The organism is Pseudoalteromonas sp. TP27 (assembly GCF_056470645.1).
On record NZ_JARDAK010000009.1, the window covers coordinates 31,843 to 48,662 of the forward strand.

Below are 16,820 nucleotides of genomic sequence, written 5' to 3' on the forward strand. Positions count from 1 at the left end.
TGAACAAATTTCAATCCACAAAGTTCAACACGCCCTAGCCGTGTATGGCTTTTACCCCTGAATTTACAGCAGCTCGTTTTGTTATTTGCTACACTATCGCCACTTTATAATAAGGCGCTAGTTTTTATGTTATATATTGGATGCCCGCAGTGGTCGAGCAACGCATGGAAAGGCAATTTATTTTCAAGCCAATGTAAAAACGCCGATATGCTTAGCCAATACGCCCAACATTTTAATTCTGTTGAAGGCAACACCAGCTTTTACGCAGATCCATCGCCAAGCTCCGTATCGCGCTGGGCAAATAACGTACCCAACGATTTTAAATTTACGTTTAAGTTTAATCGTCGCTTTAGCCACGAACTACACCTTACTAACATACAAACTGAGCTTACTGATTGGCTTAACTTGTTCTCCCCTATTTTAGAAAAAACGGGGCAAATCATGCTGCAATTGCCCAAAGCCTTTGGCCCAAACGACTTACCCAAGCTAGCACAGTTTATTAGCCTGTTACCAAAAGAGATTAATTACGGTGTAGAGGTACGTCATACTGCATTTTTCAAAAAAGGTGAAGCCGAAATAGCGCTTAATCAGTTATTAATAGCGAACAACATAAATCGGATATCAATGGATACTCGCGCACTATTTGCGGTAAAACCTACTACCGAGGCGCTAATAGATGCACAACAAAAAAAGCCACATTTACCAGTACATGCCATTGCCACAGGCTCGCAGCCTATGGCGCGCTTTGTAATAGCCGATTTGCAAAACGACTATAAACCCTTTTATAAACCGTGGCTGAGCAAAGTAAAACAATGGCTTGATGAAGGTAAAACACCGTATGTGTTTTTTCATACAGCCGATAATCGCGAATCGCCACTACTTGCACGTCAATTTTGTGAAGACCTAGGGTACAATCACCCAGTATTAAATCCATTCAGCGGCGAAAAAGAAGCCCACCAGCCGGCACTTTTTTAAACAATAAGATTAGAGAATATAAATGAGTGAATACGCACGTTACTTTACCGGCTACCCTGCAAACATTGTTGAGCAGGTATTAAGCCTAATTAACAACAAAAAGGTAAGTAACTACTTACTTAAAAAATATCCGCAAGCACATACCATTACTAGCGATAAGTTACTTTATAGCTACGCCACCGATCTTAAAAAACAGTATTTAAAAAACGCCCCGCCGTTTGGCCGTGCTGCATTTAAAAAACAAGGCGACATGGTCACCAACGCACTTGGTACGCATACATATCGTATGCAAGGTAAAACCCGTAAGCACGATTTAGCAATTAACAGCGATTTGCTGCGCGCCCCCGAGCCACTACTAAAAGCATTAGTAGTACACGAACTCGCCCATTTTAAAGAAAAAGATCATAACAAAGGCTTTTACCAACTTTGCTGCCACATGGAGCCGCAGTATCACCAACTAGAACTAGATTTAAGAATTTTTTGTGTGGTAGTGGCGATGGGAGAGAATCCTTATAACTAAGTTGCAAGGAAAAGTACGCTATTAATATAATAAAAAACGCGATATCAAATCGCGTTTTTATGAGGTCGTATCAACCTACTGATAGCTGAGCAAACGTTGGGTTTCGCTTCGCTCAACCCAACCTACGTAAAATATTACAGTCCTAAGCCTGCCATAAAGTCGTCGTCGGCATCATCTTGCACAACGTCTTTAGCTTTTGCGCTTTCTTTTTCAGCTTTCTTTTTAGCTTCGTTTTCAATTATGTCATCTGGGTCTAGCGCTTCTGCAATATCAAAGTCGTGTAATTTAATAAACTCTGTTTTATCCATCGCTAATTCCAAGTAAAAGATATTTTGTTTACTTGTGGTGAATGTTACGCGGCGGGCTTGCGGGCGATCCATCGTGGTATCTACCGATATTTGCACTTGCTTGTTTATTGCCATCATTTTTGGCTGATTTTGTGTAATAGACGTATGTAACTGCTCACGCACTTTAGAAGTAAAGTCGCCAACAATTTGGTTCATCAACTCGCCTAGTACGTTTGATACGTCGTCTGATAAATGGCTATGCGCTATTTCATTCTCAGGCATACCCATATTACGCATATAATCGCCATAAATTTCCATCGCCGCTTGCGAGGTAAAGTTGGTAATTACAAGGCCGGTAAAACCGCCGTCAAATAAAACAAAGCAGCCAATATCTGGTCGCATACATGTACGCGTTATTTTTTGTACCATAGCAGAGTAACTAATACCGTTACCGCTGGCTGATGTAAGTACACCTGTAACTGAATGACAAAGGGTTGCTAATATATCGTCAGTGCTGATGACCTTGCTTTTGCTCATTTAATCTTCTCTTTTATACTTATTATTCATAATTCTAGTTAAGCTACTGAATTTATCGCTGACTATCCAGTATAAAATGTTAAAATAGCTCTATTATTTATAAAGAGACTGCCTTCGTGACCATAAAAGACAGTATTTATGCCTCTGAGCAACAAGTAAAAGATTTTAGCTTTGACCAAAATGTAGTCGAAGTTTTTCCAGATATGATCCAGCGCTCTGTACCGGGCTATGCAACTATTGTTAGTACAATGGGTAAACTTGCCGGTGAATACGCACAAAGTAATTCTAATCTTTACGATTTAGGCTGCTCACTGGGTGCAGTAACGCTTAGCATGCGCCGAAATATTCGCACCGATAACTGCCATATAATAGCGGTAGATAACTCGCAAGCGATGGTTGAGCGTTGCAAGGTACATTTACAGGGTTTTAAATCAGATGTGCCCGTTACTGTTACTTTAGGTGACATTAATGAGCTTGAAATTCAAAACGCCTCAGTTGTAGCAATGAACTTTACACTACAGTTTATTCCGCATGCTCAGCGCCAAGCCGTGCTTGAAAAAATATACGCTAATTTAAAACCTGGCGGTGTATTACTGCTTAGCGAAAAAGTAAAAGCTGAAAATGAGCAATGCGACAATTTATTGATTGATTTGCACCACGACTTTAAACGTCACAATGGCTACTCTGAGCTTGAAATAAGCCAAAAGCGTACCGCCATCGAAAACGTTATGCGCCCAGATACACTCAGCGCTCACTTTACTCGCTTACAAGATATTGGTTTTAGCCAAACTCAAGTGTGGTATCAATGTTTTAATTTTTGCTCAATGGTAGCAATTAAATAAAGAGAGTGACTTATGTCTCAATGGTTTAACCAATTTTACGCATCTATTGCACAAAGCCCTCTTAGCCACTGGCTAGAAACCTTGCCAGCCCAGTTAAAACATTGGCAGTTAGAGGCAAGCCATGGTGATTTACCTAAATGGCAAAAAGTGCTTAAAAATTTGCCTGAAGTAAAAACTACGCATGTAGATGTCTCTACCAAGGTAGAAATAGGCGCGCCTGGGGAGATGAGTGATGGCGAACAAAAACAAGCGATGCATTTATTAAAGCGTATGATGCCATGGCGCAAAGGCCCATTTAGTGTTCACGGTATTGAAATAGACACTGAATGGCGCAGTGATTGGAAGTGGGATCGCCTACTTCCTCATATTGAGCCATTAAAAGGCCGCACTGTTTTAGATATTGGTTGTGGTTCTGGTTATCATTTATGGCGTATGCGCGGTGAAGGTGCAGAGTTTGTAGTGGGTATTGATCCGTCTGATTTATTTTTATGTCAGTTTCAGGCAATTAAACACTATAACCCAGACGAAAACGTGCATTTATTACCACTAGGCGTTGAGGCATTACCCGAGCTTAAAGCCTTTGATACGGTTTTTTCGATGGGCGTACTTTATCATCGTCGCTCACCTATCGACTTTTTAGCGCAGTTAAAAGCACAGCTTCGCCCAGGCGGCGAACTTGTACTTGAAACACTGGTAATTGAAGGCGACGAAAACACAGTACTCGTCCCTACCGACCGCTACGCAAAAATGCGCAACGTGTGGTTTATTCCAAGTACTGCCGCTTTAAAACTATGGATGGAGCGTGTTGGCTTTAAAGATGTGCAAATAAAAGACTGCGCTATCACCACCCTTGAAGAACAACGCAAAACCGATTGGATGGAAAACGAGTCGTTAATCGACTTTTTAGATCCAAACGACACAAGTAAAACAATTGAAGGCTACCCTGCTCCACTTAGAGCAATATTAACTGCAAAAGCATAGCGGTTAATTTAACGCCTTTAATACTAAAAAAACGCCTACGGGCGTTTTTTTGTTTATTTAAACAACAGGCAGCGGACAAGTGTCCTTGTTAATTATTTCAAAACTACATTTGCGCTAGCCGCGACCTTGCAATTGTTGTAAAATACGCGCGTTTCTAAGCAACCCAAAACAACTATTTTGAGGAAAACCTGTGAGCGAACAAAAACAGTCTCTAAGCTATAAAGACGCGGGCGTAGATATCGACGCTGGTAATGCACTTGTTGAGCGTATTAAAGGCGTAGTTAAAAAAACTCGTCGTCCTGAAGTAATGGGCGGAATTGGTGGTTTTGGCGCACTTTGCGAAATTCCTGAAGGCTACAAGCAACCAGTATTAGTTGCGGGCACAGATGGCGTTGGTACTAAATTACGTTTAGCAATCGACTTAAAAAAACACGATACGGTTGGTATTGATTTAGTTGCAATGTGTGTAAACGACTTAATTGTTCAAGGTGCTGAACCCCTGTTTTTTCTAGATTACTATGCAACTGGTAAACTAGATATAGACACAGCAGCTGACGTAGTTACAGGTATTGGCAAAGGGTGTGAAATTTCAGGTTGTGCCCTAATTGGTGGCGAAACAGCTGAAATGCCAGGTATGTATGATGGTGAAGACTACGACATGGCAGGCTTTTGTACAGGCGTTGTAGAAAAATCAAAAATTATTGATGGCACTAAAGTAGCAGCAGGCGATCAGCTTATTGCACTTGCTTCAAGCGGTCCTCATTCAAATGGCTTCTCTTTAATTCGTAAAGTACTTGAAGTGTCAAACGCTGATACCAGCGCTGACTTCGAAGGTAAAACTTTAGGCGAAACTTTACTTGAGCCTACGCGTATTTACGTTAAACCGTTACTTGAGTTATTCAAAAACGTTGACGTACATGCGCTTTCGCATATTACTGGCGGCGGTTTTTGGGAAAACATTCCACGCGTATTACCAGCGTCTGCAAAAGCAGTAGTTAAAGGTGATAGCTGGCAGTGGCCACCAATTTTTAACTGGTTACAAGAAAACGGCAATATTACTACCCACGAAATGTACCGTACATTTAACTGTGGTGTAGGTATGGTTTTAGTTGTACCTGCAGACAAACTTGAGCAAAGCTTAACAATGCTAAAAGACTTGGGCGAAAATGCATGGCACCTTGGTGAAATTCAAGATGCAGCAGCTGGCGAAGAGCAAGTTGAAATTGTAGGTGGTGCTAAGTAATGGCACCGACTCGTCTGGTAGTTTTAATCTCAGGTAGTGGCTCTAATTTACAAGCCATCATAGATGCCTGCGAACGTGGCGAGATAAACGGACATATAGCGGCTGTTATTAGTAATAAAGCAGACGCTTATGGCCTAGAGCGTGCAAAACAAGCCGGTATTGCTACAAAAGTGCTCAGTCATAAAGATTTTGACTCGCGCGAAGCGTACGATGCGCAATTAATGAACGTTATCGACTCTTTTATGCCAAATCTAGTTGTATTAGCTGGGTTTATGCGTATTCTTACTCCTGGCTTAGTGCAAAAATATGTTGGAAAAATGTTGAACATTCATCCATCTTTGTTGCCTAAGTATCAGGGGCTGAATACCCACCAAAGAGCAATTGATGCAAAAGACGATGTTCATGGCGTAAGTGTTCACTTTGTTACTGAAGAATTAGACGGCGGTCCCGTTATTCTTCAGGCGCAAATACCTGTACTCAAGGATGATACAGCAGAGACATTAGCAAAACACGTGCATGAGCAAGAGCATATAATTTATCCTTTGGTGGTCAAATGGTTCAGTGAACACAGACTTACTATGGAAGCAGATTATGCAGTTCTTGACAAAAAACAACTTCCTGCACACGGCGCGCACTACCCACAATAAAAAAATAAGTGCCCTGTTGTTATGTGCGGGCGCTTTACTTCCAACTAGCCTAATTGCAGGCGAATTGACTCAGTATCAAGCTAACTACGATATTTTACGCAAAGGTAAAAATCATGGTGAGGCTGTTCGAGAGCTTAAAAAATTAAGCGAAGACAACTACGAACTTACTTATCACAGTAATATTGAGTGGATGATTTTCTCTGATTCTCGTGAAGAAACCTCAAAGTTTACATACAAAGATGGCAAAGTTACCCCACATCATTACAACATGGTGCGTACAGGCACAGGCCCAGATAAAGATTACAAAATAGACTTTGATACGCAAAATAAAGTGGTCACAAGTAGCACTAGCGAATACCCGCTAAAATGCGAGTGGACTGACGAATTTCAGGATGCTATTTCGTACCAAGTACAAGTACGTGAAGGCCTAAAAAAAGGCGAAACTAATTTCTCGTTTCCGCTTATTGATAAAAAAGGTAATCGCCGCGACTACAACTTTGAAGTATCTGGCACCGAGATGATTTCGTTGCCTATCGGTAATGTAGAAGCTATTAAAGTAAAGCGTTTATACGATAACGATAAACGCCAAGCAATTGCATGGTTTGCGCCAGAAATGGATTACATGCTGGTACGTATGTGGAAAGGCGAAAAAGGGATGGAACAGTTTGAAGTGCAAATGAACTCGTTTACTGTTACTCAACCTGTCGCAGCTCCTGCAGCTGTAGCAGACAAAAGCGATGCTAGCGTAGAGGCGCTATAACACCTATTTGCAATAATTAATTATGCAAACTGGTAAAAGTGTATATTGAATAAAAAAAACGCGATTTTAATCGCGTTTTTTTATGTAAAATTTAAAGCTTTAGCACTAAATTAGCTCACCCATTTTAAACAATGCAAATTCCCCCGGCTCCATTTTTTGCCAGCGCTCGTCATTAGTTAATGGCCTAGTGGCTATTACTGTTACTACATCGTTTGGTGTGGTCTCTTGTTGAAAATCAACCACCATGTCGGCATCAATCAAGGTTGCTTTACCAAATGGCGCACGGCGCGTTATGTAATGTAAGTTATTAGTGCAATACGCTAAAACAAACACCCCATCGGTCAATAGCATATTAAACACCCCTTTTTCACGCAACGTATGCGACAACTTAGCAGCGTATCTAAAAACTGACGCCATATTACTTGGACGTTTTGGATATTTTTCGCGAATTTTATCAAGCAACCAACAAAAAGCGAGTTCGCTATCGGTGTTCCCCACTGGGCGATAATATTCTGTTTTTAAATCATGATAATTTGATAGTTGCCCGTTATGAGCGTAAGTGATTTCACGCCCCCACAACTCTCGTGTAAACGGATGGGTGTTCTCAAGGCACACTCGCCCACGGTTACCTTGTCGAATATGGCTAATAACCGAGACACTTTTAATTGGGTATGCTTTAACGAGCTTTGCTATTTCAGATTGATAACTCGGCTCAGGATCTTTAAAGGTTCTACAGCCTTTACCTTCGTAAAACGTAATACCCCACCCATCTTTATGTGGGCCGGTATTTCCACCACGCTCTAAAAGGCCTGAAAAACTAAAACAAATATCGGTAGGCACGTTGGCTGACATGCCAAGTAATTCACACATTAATAAAATAACCCTTAAAAACCATACATTAAAAATAAATAGCGTTATATTTTTACATTAGGCGTACACTAATTTACAGCCCACTATAATTACTATACTTACTTAAAAAGTGTCATTTTGCTATTAGATTTATTTATTTTTACGTTAACAATACTTGCAGCTAACGCTTTGACTATACGATAGTAATTAAGCGTTCCTCTGTCGGGTAATTAAATATCGTATTTAAGTTACTTTTTACTACAATTTAACATCGTTATGTACTTGAAAATTACTGTTAGTAGCGCTACTCTAAGTGAGGTGGTCTGACCTCTATTAAGGAATAAAAATGACACTCATATTTACACTGGTTCTAATCGTGTTGCTTTGCACTGCGATTTACCACAGAGCAAGTTGGAACACAGCACTTGGTGTTTCAGCTATTACTTTATTAATTGGTACCTTTGCGGGTGCTTTTGGTTTAATTAGCTGGTTGATCTTTTTGATCATCGCGGTTCCTCTTTCTGTTACTGGCATTCGTCAGCAATATATCATCAAGCCAATTTTTGCTACGTTTAAAAAAGTAACGCCAAGCATGTCTGATACTGAAAAATCAGCCATTGCCGCCGGTACAACGTGGTGGGAAGCAGATTTATTTTGCGGTAACCCTGATTGGAAAAAGCTTCATCAATACCCTGTACCTAAGCTTACAATTGAAGAACAAGCTTTTGTCGATGGCCCTGTTGAAGAAGTGTGTGCCATGTTGGATGATTGGGAAGCAACACACGAACTAACCGACCTTCCACAAGATGTATGGCAATATCTAAAAGATAATAAATTCTTTGCTATGATCATCAAAAAGGAATACGGCGGTTTAGAGTTTTCTGCATTTGCACAATCATGTGTACTTCAAAAACTAACAAGTAAATCAACGTTACTCTCGTCAACTGTTGGCGTACCTAACTCTTTAGGCCCTGGTGAATTATTACAACACTATGGAACAAAAGAGCAAAAAGACCATTACTTACCGCGTTTAGCGAGCGGCCAAGAAATCCCTTGTTTTGCATTGACCTCACCAGAAGCAGGCTCTGATGCAAGCTCAATTCCAGACTACGGTGTGGTGTGTAAAGGGCAATGGAACGGTGAAGAAGTTGTGGGTGTTAGTTTAACGTGGAATAAGCGTTACATTACACTTGCCCCAGTTGCTACCGTACTTGGTCTTGCGTTTAAGTTACAAGATCCAGATGGCTTAATTGGCGACAATAAAGAGCCAGGCATTACCTGTGCACTTATTCCAACGGATACTCCTGGAGTTGAAATTGGTCGTCGACATTTCCCGCTTAACGTACCATTTCAAAATGGTCCAACTCGCGGCAAAGACATTTTTGTACCACTTGATTACATTATTGGTGGTCCAGATATGGCTGGTCAAGGCTGGCGTATGCTGGTTGAATGTTTATCGGTTGGTCGTGCAATTACATTGCCTTCAAACTCTGCCGGTGGCATTAAAATGATTGCTGTTGCAACGGGTGCTTATAGTCGCATTCGTCGTCAGTTCCGTTTACCTATTGGTAAAATGGAAGGTGTTGAAGAGTCACTAGCTAAATTAGCTGGTTACGCTTACAGCTCTGATGCTGCGGTTAGTATGTCTACAGGCGCGGTTGATTTAGGCGAAAAACCATCGGTTGTTTCTGCCATTATTAAATACCACCTTACAGAGCAAATGCGTGATGCAACTATTCATGCAATGGATGTACTTGGCGGTAAGGGCATCATGCTTGGGCCAAATAACTATTTAGGTCGTGGCTATCAAGGTGCACCTATTGCCATTACCGTTGAAGGTGCAAACATCTTGACCCGTAATATGATTATTTATGGTCAAGGTGCAATTCGCTGTCATCCATTTGTACTAACAGAGCTTGGTGCATGTGAAATAGAAGACCGCGAAGAAGCGCTTAATGTATTTGATAAAGCGCTAATGGGCCATATTGGTTTTACTATGTCGAACCTTGTGCGTACTAAGTGGCTTGCACTTACCGGTGCTCGTTTTACAAGTGTGCCGTACAACGACGAAACCGCTGAATTTTACCGTATAGCGTCACGTTTTAGTGCATCACTTGCTCTTATGTCTGACATTAGCATGGCAGTATTTGGTGGCTCACTAAAACGTAAAGAACGTATTTCTGCACGTTTAGGTGACTTACTTAGTTACTTATACTTAGTGTCTGCAACGCTTAAGCGTTACAACGACGAAGGCCGTAAGAAAGAAGATTTTGCTCTAGTAAAATGGAGTTGCCAAGATCATCTTTACCATTGCCAACGTGCACTTGCTGATTTAATCAATAACATGCCTTCTGCACCACTACGTGGCGTATTAAAAGTATTGTTATTCCCATTTGGTCGCCCAGTACGCAAACCAACGGATCAGCTTGAGCATAAACTTGCTAAGTTACTTCAAGTACCAAGCGAAACACGTAATCGTTTAGCAAGTTACATATACTTAAAAAATGAGCCACTTAACCTTGTAGGTCGTCAAGAGCAAACGCTTAAAGACATCCTTGAGGTTGAACCGTTATTTGACCGTGTATGTAAAGAAAAAGGCCTTAAACTGCCATTTTTCCAGCTGGATAAAGTAGCGCAAATGGGACTAGAAGCTGGCATATTAAGCCAAGCAGAAGCTGATAAACTTGCTGCTGTTGAACAGTCTCGTTTAGATGTTATTAACGTTGATGACTTTGACCCTGCGGACTTACTTGCAGGCAAAGCAGCACGTAATAGCGTTAAAAAAGAAGCTGATGCCGCTTAATTAACTAAGTAAGCATTTGAATATTAAAAGCCAGCGCCTAATGCGCTGGCTTTTTTGTGTGTTTTTTACCAATTAGCTACTGCTTGAACTATAAATCCCACCACCACTTTAAAAAACTTACTTCCCAATCAGTAATAGAGCACATGCTTTGTAACACTTTATTATCTCATCTTTAAGCCCAAAACTTGCGTTTAAAAAACGTACGATCAACACTTGAAAACGCTAACTATATTCCAAGGACTGTATTAATGAATAAAACACTTAATTTTGGCGCACTGGCATGTGCAACCACACTTGCGTTGGCAGGCTGTAGCCAATCAAGCAATACAACTGATATTGGTACTAAATCAACCATAAAAGCACAAACAGCTGAAACATACAGCGCTAAAACTTTCTTTGATACTACATCAATTATGGGCAATAGTTTTGCACCAAGCGGTGATAAAGTTTTAGTAAGTAGCGATGAAAGCGGCATTTATAACCTGTATGAAATTGATATAAATACAGGCGATAAAACTCAACTCACCAATTTTAAAGACAGTACCTACCCTGTACGCTACTTCCCTAATGATGAACGCGCACTATTTACTAAAGATTCTGGCGGTAACGAGCGATACCACATTTATGTAAAACAACTAGATGGCTCAATAAAAGACTTAACACCGGGGGATGAAACACGAGCTAGCTTTGCTGGTTTTACAAAGGACGGCAGCCAATTTTTTATCACAAGTAATCAACGCGACGCCAAATTTATGGATTTATATAGCGTAGATAGTGACAACTATAAAATGTCCTCGGTTTATCAAAATAAGCTCGGATTAGATGTCGGCGCCATTAGTCCTGATGGTCGCTATATCGCTTTATCTAAAAGTAATACCAATAAAGACAGCGATACCTTTATTCTTGATACCTATAAAAAGTCACTCAAACCGCAATTAATTTCAAAGCATGACACACCAGCGCAATATAGCCCTGACACCTTCTCTGTTGACAGCAAATATTTATATTACTCAACAGACGCTAAAGGTGAGTTTTCACAGGTATGGCGTTATGACTTAGCCACCGGTGAACATAGCGCTGCATTAAAAGATGATTGGGATGTGAGTTTTATTTATTTCTCTAAATCAGGCCGTTATCAAGTAAGTGGTGTAAATGCTGACGCGAGCACCAAAGTAACCGTGATCGATACCCAAACAGGCAAAGAAATTGCGATGCCTACATTACCCGCAGGCAACTTGCGCAGCGTTAACTTTTCAAGCGATGAAAAAGCGATGGCGTTTTATCTAAACTCAGATACGTCACCAAGTAATTTATTTGTGTGGCAAGTTGGCAGCAATCAAGCAAAACAGCTTACAAATACACTAAGTAAAGAAATTAACCAAAACGACTTAGTTGAAAGCACAATCGTTCGCTTTAAAAGTTTTGATGGCCTTGAAATACCTGGAGTTTTATACAAACCAAAACAAGCAAGCAGCACAAATAAAGCTCCTGCGCTTATTTGGGTGCACGGCGGACCAGGTGGGCAAAGCCGCACAGGTTATAGTGCTATGCAACAACATTTGGTCAACCATGGTTACGCTATTTTTGCCGTTAATAACCGTGGCAGCTCAGGCTATGGTAAAACCTTTTTTCACTTGGATGACAAAAAGCATGGCACTGATGACTTACAAGATATTGTGTACGGTAAAAAGCATCTTCAAAGCTTAGATTGGGTCGATAGTGACAAAATTGGCATTATGGGCGGGAGTTACGGCGGGTTTATGACTGCTGCTGCACTTGCTTTTGAGCCAGAAGAATTCAAAGTAGGTATTAATATTTTTGGGGTTACTAACTGGGTAAGAACGCTCAACTCTATTCCACCATGGTGGGAGAGTTTTAAAAAAGCCCTATACGATGAGATGGGCGACCCTGCAACAGACGGTGAGCGCCATCGTGCTATATCACCTTTATTTCATGCTAAAAACATTACAAAACCATTAATGGTGATCCAAGGTGCAAACGATCCGCGCGTTTTACAAGTAGAAAGTGATGAACTGGTTGCTGCGGTAAAAGCCAATGGCGTGCCTGTAGAGTATGTATTGTTTGACGATGAAGGTCATGGTTTTAGTAAAAAAGAAAACCGCATTGCGGCCTCAAATGCTTACTTAAACTTTTTAGATACCTATTTAAAATAGCGCGTTAGCCCATACAAGTATGGGCTACATTTAAGATAAAGGCTGTGTGCTTATTCGCATGCAGCTTTTTATGGGTGACGCGTTAATTTTGGTTCAAATACCGCCAGTGCTAAACCAAACACAACTGCAAATAGTCCAATAAATTCAAGCCAGCTATTACCTGCATGTGAGATGAAGCGTGGGATAGCATCTGTTGTATAAACACGTTTACCACCAGTCACTTCTTCAACAAATGATTCGCCAATATACTCATCCATTAATTTTAAAAGCTCAACACGCCTAGCAAGCATCTCTTTAAGTTTTTCTGCACGCTTTTCAGCACTGGGATCAATTATATAATTTTTCCAATGATTGAAAACATTGAGTGGTTCATCAGCTTTAATAATTCCAATAGAGCGGTACTCATAAAAGCGTTCATTAAACACATAGTTTTTATGACCTGCATAAAACAACGCACAGCCAAACGATATTAAAAACATAGCACAATAAATAAACTTACGTTGTTTAACCGCAGTATTAATAGCTTGGCTTTTAATCCACTGCTCCACATCTGGTATTTGAATTAACCTTACTTTGTCATCACTGGTCATAAGCGGTTTCATAAATTCATCAATAGAGATATTTAATGCCAAAAGCAAAGATCTGAAAATGTCGTTAGAAGGAATTGATTTATCATTTTCTAGTTTTGATAAGTAACTTTGTTCTATACCCACTTGCTCTGCAAATTCAGGTTGGCTCAATTTTTTATTATTTCTCAGCTGCTTTAGTTGTTGGCCTAATGTGCTCATTTTAGTGCTTCCTTTTTTAAAGTGAGACTAGATTCTTGGCTATTCATGCAGATATAAAAAGCTGAATATTAAAGAATAGGCAGGAATATTAGCAGGTTAGCATTAATACCAAACTGCATAAATATTTTATCAATTTAACGAATTAAATTGCACTATAACGTCGTTAAAAATTTTTTATTTAGAACAACTAGATACAAAAATTTTTGCCTAGCTCTAGCGTAATTTTCTTAACGTTAAATAGACCCCATATATAAGCAGATTGGTATAAGTAGTCGATTTTTAAGCTGATAGCTGATAGCTGATAGCTGATAGCTGATAGCTGATAGCTGATAGCTGATAGCTGATAGCTGATAGCTGATAGCTGATAGCTGATAGCTGATAGCCAAAGAATGTTTTATTGAATTATTTAATCAAGGATTTTTATAAACTTGTTATTGAGGAAATAACAAGTGGCGGAGTGGACGGGACTCGAACCCGCGACCCCCGGCGTGACAGGCCGGTATTCTAACCAACTGAACTACCACTCCGCAGTGGTATGTGCATGGGGTAATGCACTTACTAATTTTAATCATGATATCAAATGGCGGAGTGGACGGGACTCGAACCCGCGACCCCCGGCGTGACAGGCCGGTATTCTAACCAACTGAACTACCACTCCGCAGAGATATCATTATACTTGTTATTACTTAATTTGTTGGCGGAGTGGACGGGACTCGAACCCGCGACCCCCGGCGTGACAGGCCGGTATTCTAACCAACTGAACTACCACTCCAGCATACAAATTTTGTAATATAACATTGTTTAAATAGTTGGCGGAGTGGACGGGACTCGAACCCGCGACCCCCGGCGTGACAGGCCGGTATTCTAACCAACTGAACTACCACTCCAGCGCGTATTTAAACTGTTATTTTTCTTATTGGCGGAGTGGACGGGACTCGAACCCGCGACCCCCGGCGTGACAGGCCGGTATTCTAACCAACTGAACTACCACTCCATAATAAGAATATGTTTTACAACCATACGTTGTGTAAGTGTTGGCGGAGTGGACGGGACTCGAACCCGCGACCCCCGGCGTGACAGGCCGGTATTCTAACCAACTGAACTACCACTCCAGCTTTTACTTACAAGTTTTACGAAAATGGCGGAGTGGACGGGACTCGAACCCGCGACCCCCGGCGTGACAGGCCGGTATTCTAACCAACTGAACTACCACTCCATATTTTCGTTGCTGTTTAGGTCTCCCTGACAGCGGCGTGAATAATACGAACCAACCCCTATTTCGTCAAGGGCTTTTTTGTTTTTTTATAGGTTTTTTAGTCATCTGTCATCGAAAGGTTTAAAATTTCACCTGATCTGTCATTTTTTGAGCCATTTTTACCGACTTGATTTTTTTCTGTGTCGGCAACATCAGCCTCACTTGTTTTCTTTTTCTTTAAAAAAGGTAGCTTCACTTTAAATTTAATCGGTTTTTTCTGCACAAAAATACGAATTGCTAACCAACCTAGTAATAAAATGAGCGTATTACAGCCTGCAATTAAACTAATAATTGTAGATGTGGCCATTTTTTCTTCAACAGGTTCACTCTCAATCATTTTATCTGGCGTAATAACTGTAGCAGAAGCTATTTCAGGTAAAACCTCAATCGAATGTGCAACCTCAAATCTGTACGTGGGTAGCGTTGCCATAAATTCACGACCATTAACATTAGTGCCAAAAACAGATAATTCGATACTATATCTACCCCAGCCATAATTTTTAATCTCAAGTTGGCGGGATGCATCCGCTAACGCATTAATTGTAAACATTTGTTCTTCATTATTTGGATAGTAAATTTTACCCTGAATAATGACTGTTTCAGATTTTACTATCTCATCGTCTATATTAATAATTAAATGATGATCACTAACATTTTCATCCGCTAGAGTAATTGCATAGCTAAAAGGAGGTTCATGTACCAATACTTTATCTTGAACTACTCTACGCTTTAATAATGGTGTAGAAATATAAAGCCTAGAAGCCCATTCACCAGCAGGGAAATCCAATGTGAACTCACCTGTAAAAACGCCATCCTTCGGGTGCTCGTCAAATCCGCGTCCGTCATCTATAAATTCAGCAACTTTTTGACCTCCTGCACCAAAATTCTCAAAACTATCGTTATTAGTACTCACAAAATCTACATTGAGCTTTACAACGTCTCTAAATAAGTTTTCGTCGATTGGTTCTCCATCATTGAGTATTTTCCCGGTGATTTTTATTGTCTCTCCTTTAAACAACATAGGTGGAAGAGGTTCTGCAGCAAGAGAGATTTCTCCTAATACAACTATTCTGCTGTCGGGTAAAATACTGCCTATTACTTGCCAAGGACCAGGTGTAGGCTTTTTAATGGTTATTAAATCGTAATTGAGTTCATCAAACCATTCAATATTTGGGTTATAAGCAGCATCCCTAGTGAAGTACTTACTTCCATCCGGTCTAACTAAAATAACAGATGACGCTCCTGGTTTTCTAAAGAAGAGCAGCGTTATTTCATCAATGTCGCTATCTATACGAAAACGATTATCAAGTAAAGGGATCTCATTTTGATGTCCATCCCGTTTGAGCACTTCTACTTGTTTTACGCCATATGCATTGCCAGTAAATAAACTAGCTGCACATAACGCTATTACAAAATACATCGTTTTCATTAAATCGCCTTATTCAGCGCGCCATATACATTGGCCGCCTTCTTTGTTTACAAGATCTAACCGTGCTTCGTGTGCGCTTTGCTCAGCGTCGCTTGCTCGCAGAACAACTAATTGGGCTCTATCACTATTTAAACGCTTTATACCGCCTTTCTGTTGCTCGCTGCCGTCATCTTTGTTTTGATTCAAATTCAGCTTTGTTTGACCGCCCGTCATGGCAAGGTAAACATCGGCTAAAATTTCAGAATCCAGTAGCGCGCCGTGAAGCGTTCGTTTACCGTTATCTACATCGTAACGACGACATAATGCATCAAGATTGTTCTTTTGACCTGGATGCAAGTCACGCGCCATTTTAAGCGTGTCGAGAACTTGACAAAAAGTATCTGTTTTAGGGAAGCCCTGATTAAGTAGCGCAAATTCGTTATCCATATGGCCAATATCGAACGGCGCGTTATGAATAACTAATTCTGCCCCTTCAATATAGTCGAAGAACTCTTGGGCAATTTGATGAAACAACGGTTTATCACGTAAAAACTCATTAGTGATACCGTGAACGTCTATTGCTTCTTCTTCGCTTGGGCGTTGTGGGTTTATATAAACGTGAAAGTTATTGCCTGTTAAACGGCGATTTACTAACTCCACACAACCAATTTCTATAATGCGGTGCCCTTGTTTAGGGTCGATGCCGGTGGTTTCTGTATCTAAAACTATTTGTCTACGTGCCATATCGAAT

General features: G+C 40.5%; 14 protein-coding genes and 7 tRNA genes. 9 read left to right on the forward strand and 12 right to left on the reverse strand.

All coding sequences use genetic code 11. The features are described 5' to 3' along the window. Window positions 1–126: 126 nt before the first annotated feature. Entirely contained in the window at window positions 127–975 is an 849-nt protein-coding gene (locus PX700_RS11945) for a DUF72 domain-containing protein (protein ID WP_479520816.1), read from the forward strand. Window positions 976–997: 22 nt separating this feature from the next. Then, window positions 998–1,495 (forward strand): M48 metallopeptidase family protein, encoded by a 498-nt coding sequence (locus tag PX700_RS11950; RefSeq protein ID WP_479520817.1) that lies wholly within the window; start codon window positions 998–1,000, stop codon window positions 1,493–1,495. A 134-nt stretch (window positions 1,496–1,629) separates the two neighbouring features. Here the strand turns inward: PX700_RS11950 and PX700_RS11955 are convergent, their stop codons facing one another. Further along, on the reverse strand, window positions 1,630–2,319 hold the full coding sequence (locus tag PX700_RS11955; RefSeq protein ID WP_165729298.1) for a DUF3334 family protein: 690 nt from the start codon (window positions 2,317–2,319) through the stop codon (window positions 1,630–1,632). A 116-nt stretch (window positions 2,320–2,435) separates the two neighbouring features. On the opposite strand from PX700_RS11955, the gene cmoA reads away from it, so the two are divergent. From cmoA to PX700_RS11980, 5 genes are all read left to right on the forward strand, one after another. Continuing rightward, window positions 2,436–3,161, forward strand: coding sequence for a carboxy-S-adenosyl-L-methionine synthase CmoA (cmoA, locus tag PX700_RS11960; RefSeq protein WP_479520818.1), 726 nt, complete (start codon window positions 2,436–2,438; stop codon window positions 3,159–3,161). 12 nt (window positions 3,162–3,173) lie between these two features. Next, window positions 3,174–4,142, forward strand: coding sequence for a tRNA 5-methoxyuridine(34)/uridine 5-oxyacetic acid(34) synthase CmoB (cmoB, locus tag PX700_RS11965; RefSeq protein WP_415638674.1), 969 nt, complete (start codon window positions 3,174–3,176; stop codon window positions 4,140–4,142). Window positions 4,143–4,332: 190 nt separating this feature from the next. After that, a complete protein-coding gene (gene purM / locus PX700_RS11970; RefSeq protein ID WP_479520819.1) occupies window positions 4,333–5,385 on the forward strand; it encodes a phosphoribosylformylglycinamidine cyclo-ligase in 1,053 nt (350 codons plus the stop codon). After that, window positions 5,385–6,032, forward strand: a complete 648-nt coding sequence (gene purN / locus PX700_RS11975; protein ID WP_479520820.1) for a phosphoribosylglycinamide formyltransferase — start codon at window positions 5,385–5,387, stop codon at window positions 6,030–6,032. The genes purM and purN overlap by 1 nt, the downstream gene beginning before the upstream one ends. Window positions 6,033–6,048: 16 nt before the next feature. Then, window positions 6,049–6,792: a DUF3108 domain-containing protein gene (locus PX700_RS11980; protein ID WP_479520884.1), complete on the forward strand. Its 744-nt coding sequence runs from the start codon at window positions 6,049–6,051 to the stop codon at window positions 6,790–6,792. A gap of 105 nt (window positions 6,793–6,897) precedes the next feature. On the opposite strand, the gene PX700_RS11985 is transcribed toward PX700_RS11980, so the two are convergent. Further along, the gene (locus PX700_RS11985) at window positions 6,898–7,662 is read right to left on the reverse strand and encodes a class II glutamine amidotransferase (RefSeq protein ID WP_182738784.1); all 765 of its coding nucleotides are present in this window, start codon (window positions 7,660–7,662) and stop codon (window positions 6,898–6,900) included. A 325-nt stretch (window positions 7,663–7,987) separates the two neighbouring features. On the opposite strand from PX700_RS11985, the gene fadE reads away from it, so the two are divergent. Both fadE and PX700_RS11995 read left to right on the forward strand, forming a co-directional pair. Then, window positions 7,988–10,444 (forward strand): acyl-CoA dehydrogenase FadE, encoded by a 2,457-nt coding sequence (gene fadE / locus PX700_RS11990; protein WP_479520821.1) that lies wholly within the window; start codon window positions 7,988–7,990, stop codon window positions 10,442–10,444. A gap of 248 nt (window positions 10,445–10,692) precedes the next feature. Further along, the gene (locus PX700_RS11995) at window positions 10,693–12,618 is read left to right on the forward strand and encodes an alpha/beta hydrolase family protein (protein WP_479520822.1); all 1,926 of its coding nucleotides are present in this window, start codon (window positions 10,693–10,695) and stop codon (window positions 12,616–12,618) included. A gap of 68 nt (window positions 12,619–12,686) precedes the next feature. On the opposite strand, the gene PX700_RS12000 is transcribed toward PX700_RS11995, so the two are convergent. The 10 genes from PX700_RS12000 to dnaQ form a co-directional block, all read right to left on the reverse strand. Then, the gene (locus PX700_RS12000) at window positions 12,687–13,406 is read right to left on the reverse strand and encodes a helix-turn-helix domain-containing protein (protein ID WP_479520823.1); all 720 of its coding nucleotides are present in this window, start codon (window positions 13,404–13,406) and stop codon (window positions 12,687–12,689) included. Window positions 13,407–13,856: 450 nt separating this feature from the next. After that, window positions 13,857–13,933 (reverse strand) — tRNA-Asp (locus tag PX700_RS12005). 54 nt (window positions 13,934–13,987) lie between these two features. Beyond that, window positions 13,988–14,064 (reverse strand) — tRNA-Asp (locus PX700_RS12010). A 37-nt stretch (window positions 14,065–14,101) separates the two neighbouring features. Continuing rightward, window positions 14,102–14,178: transfer RNA gene (locus PX700_RS12015), tRNA-Asp, on the reverse strand. Window positions 14,179–14,216: 38 nt separating this feature from the next. Further along, window positions 14,217–14,293, reverse strand: a tRNA-Asp gene (locus tag PX700_RS12020). Window positions 14,294–14,323: 30 nt separating this feature from the next. Beyond that, window positions 14,324–14,400: transfer RNA gene (locus PX700_RS12025), tRNA-Asp, on the reverse strand. Between the two features lie 41 nt (window positions 14,401–14,441). Then, a tRNA-Asp gene (locus PX700_RS12030) sits at window positions 14,442–14,518 on the reverse strand. Window positions 14,519–14,545: 27 nt separating this feature from the next. Further along, window positions 14,546–14,622: transfer RNA gene (locus PX700_RS12035), tRNA-Asp, on the reverse strand. Window positions 14,623–14,719: 97 nt separating this feature from the next. After that, window positions 14,720–16,090 carry a TIGR03503 family protein gene (locus PX700_RS12040; protein WP_479520824.1) on the reverse strand — a complete coding sequence of 457 codons (1,371 nt, stop codon included), beginning with the start codon at window positions 16,088–16,090 and terminating at the stop codon, window positions 14,720–14,722. A 9-nt stretch (window positions 16,091–16,099) separates the two neighbouring features. Continuing rightward, window positions 16,100–16,813: a DNA polymerase III subunit epsilon gene (dnaQ, locus tag PX700_RS12045; protein WP_479520825.1), complete on the reverse strand. Its 714-nt coding sequence runs from the start codon at window positions 16,811–16,813 to the stop codon at window positions 16,100–16,102. Window positions 16,814–16,820: the final 7 nt, after the last annotated feature.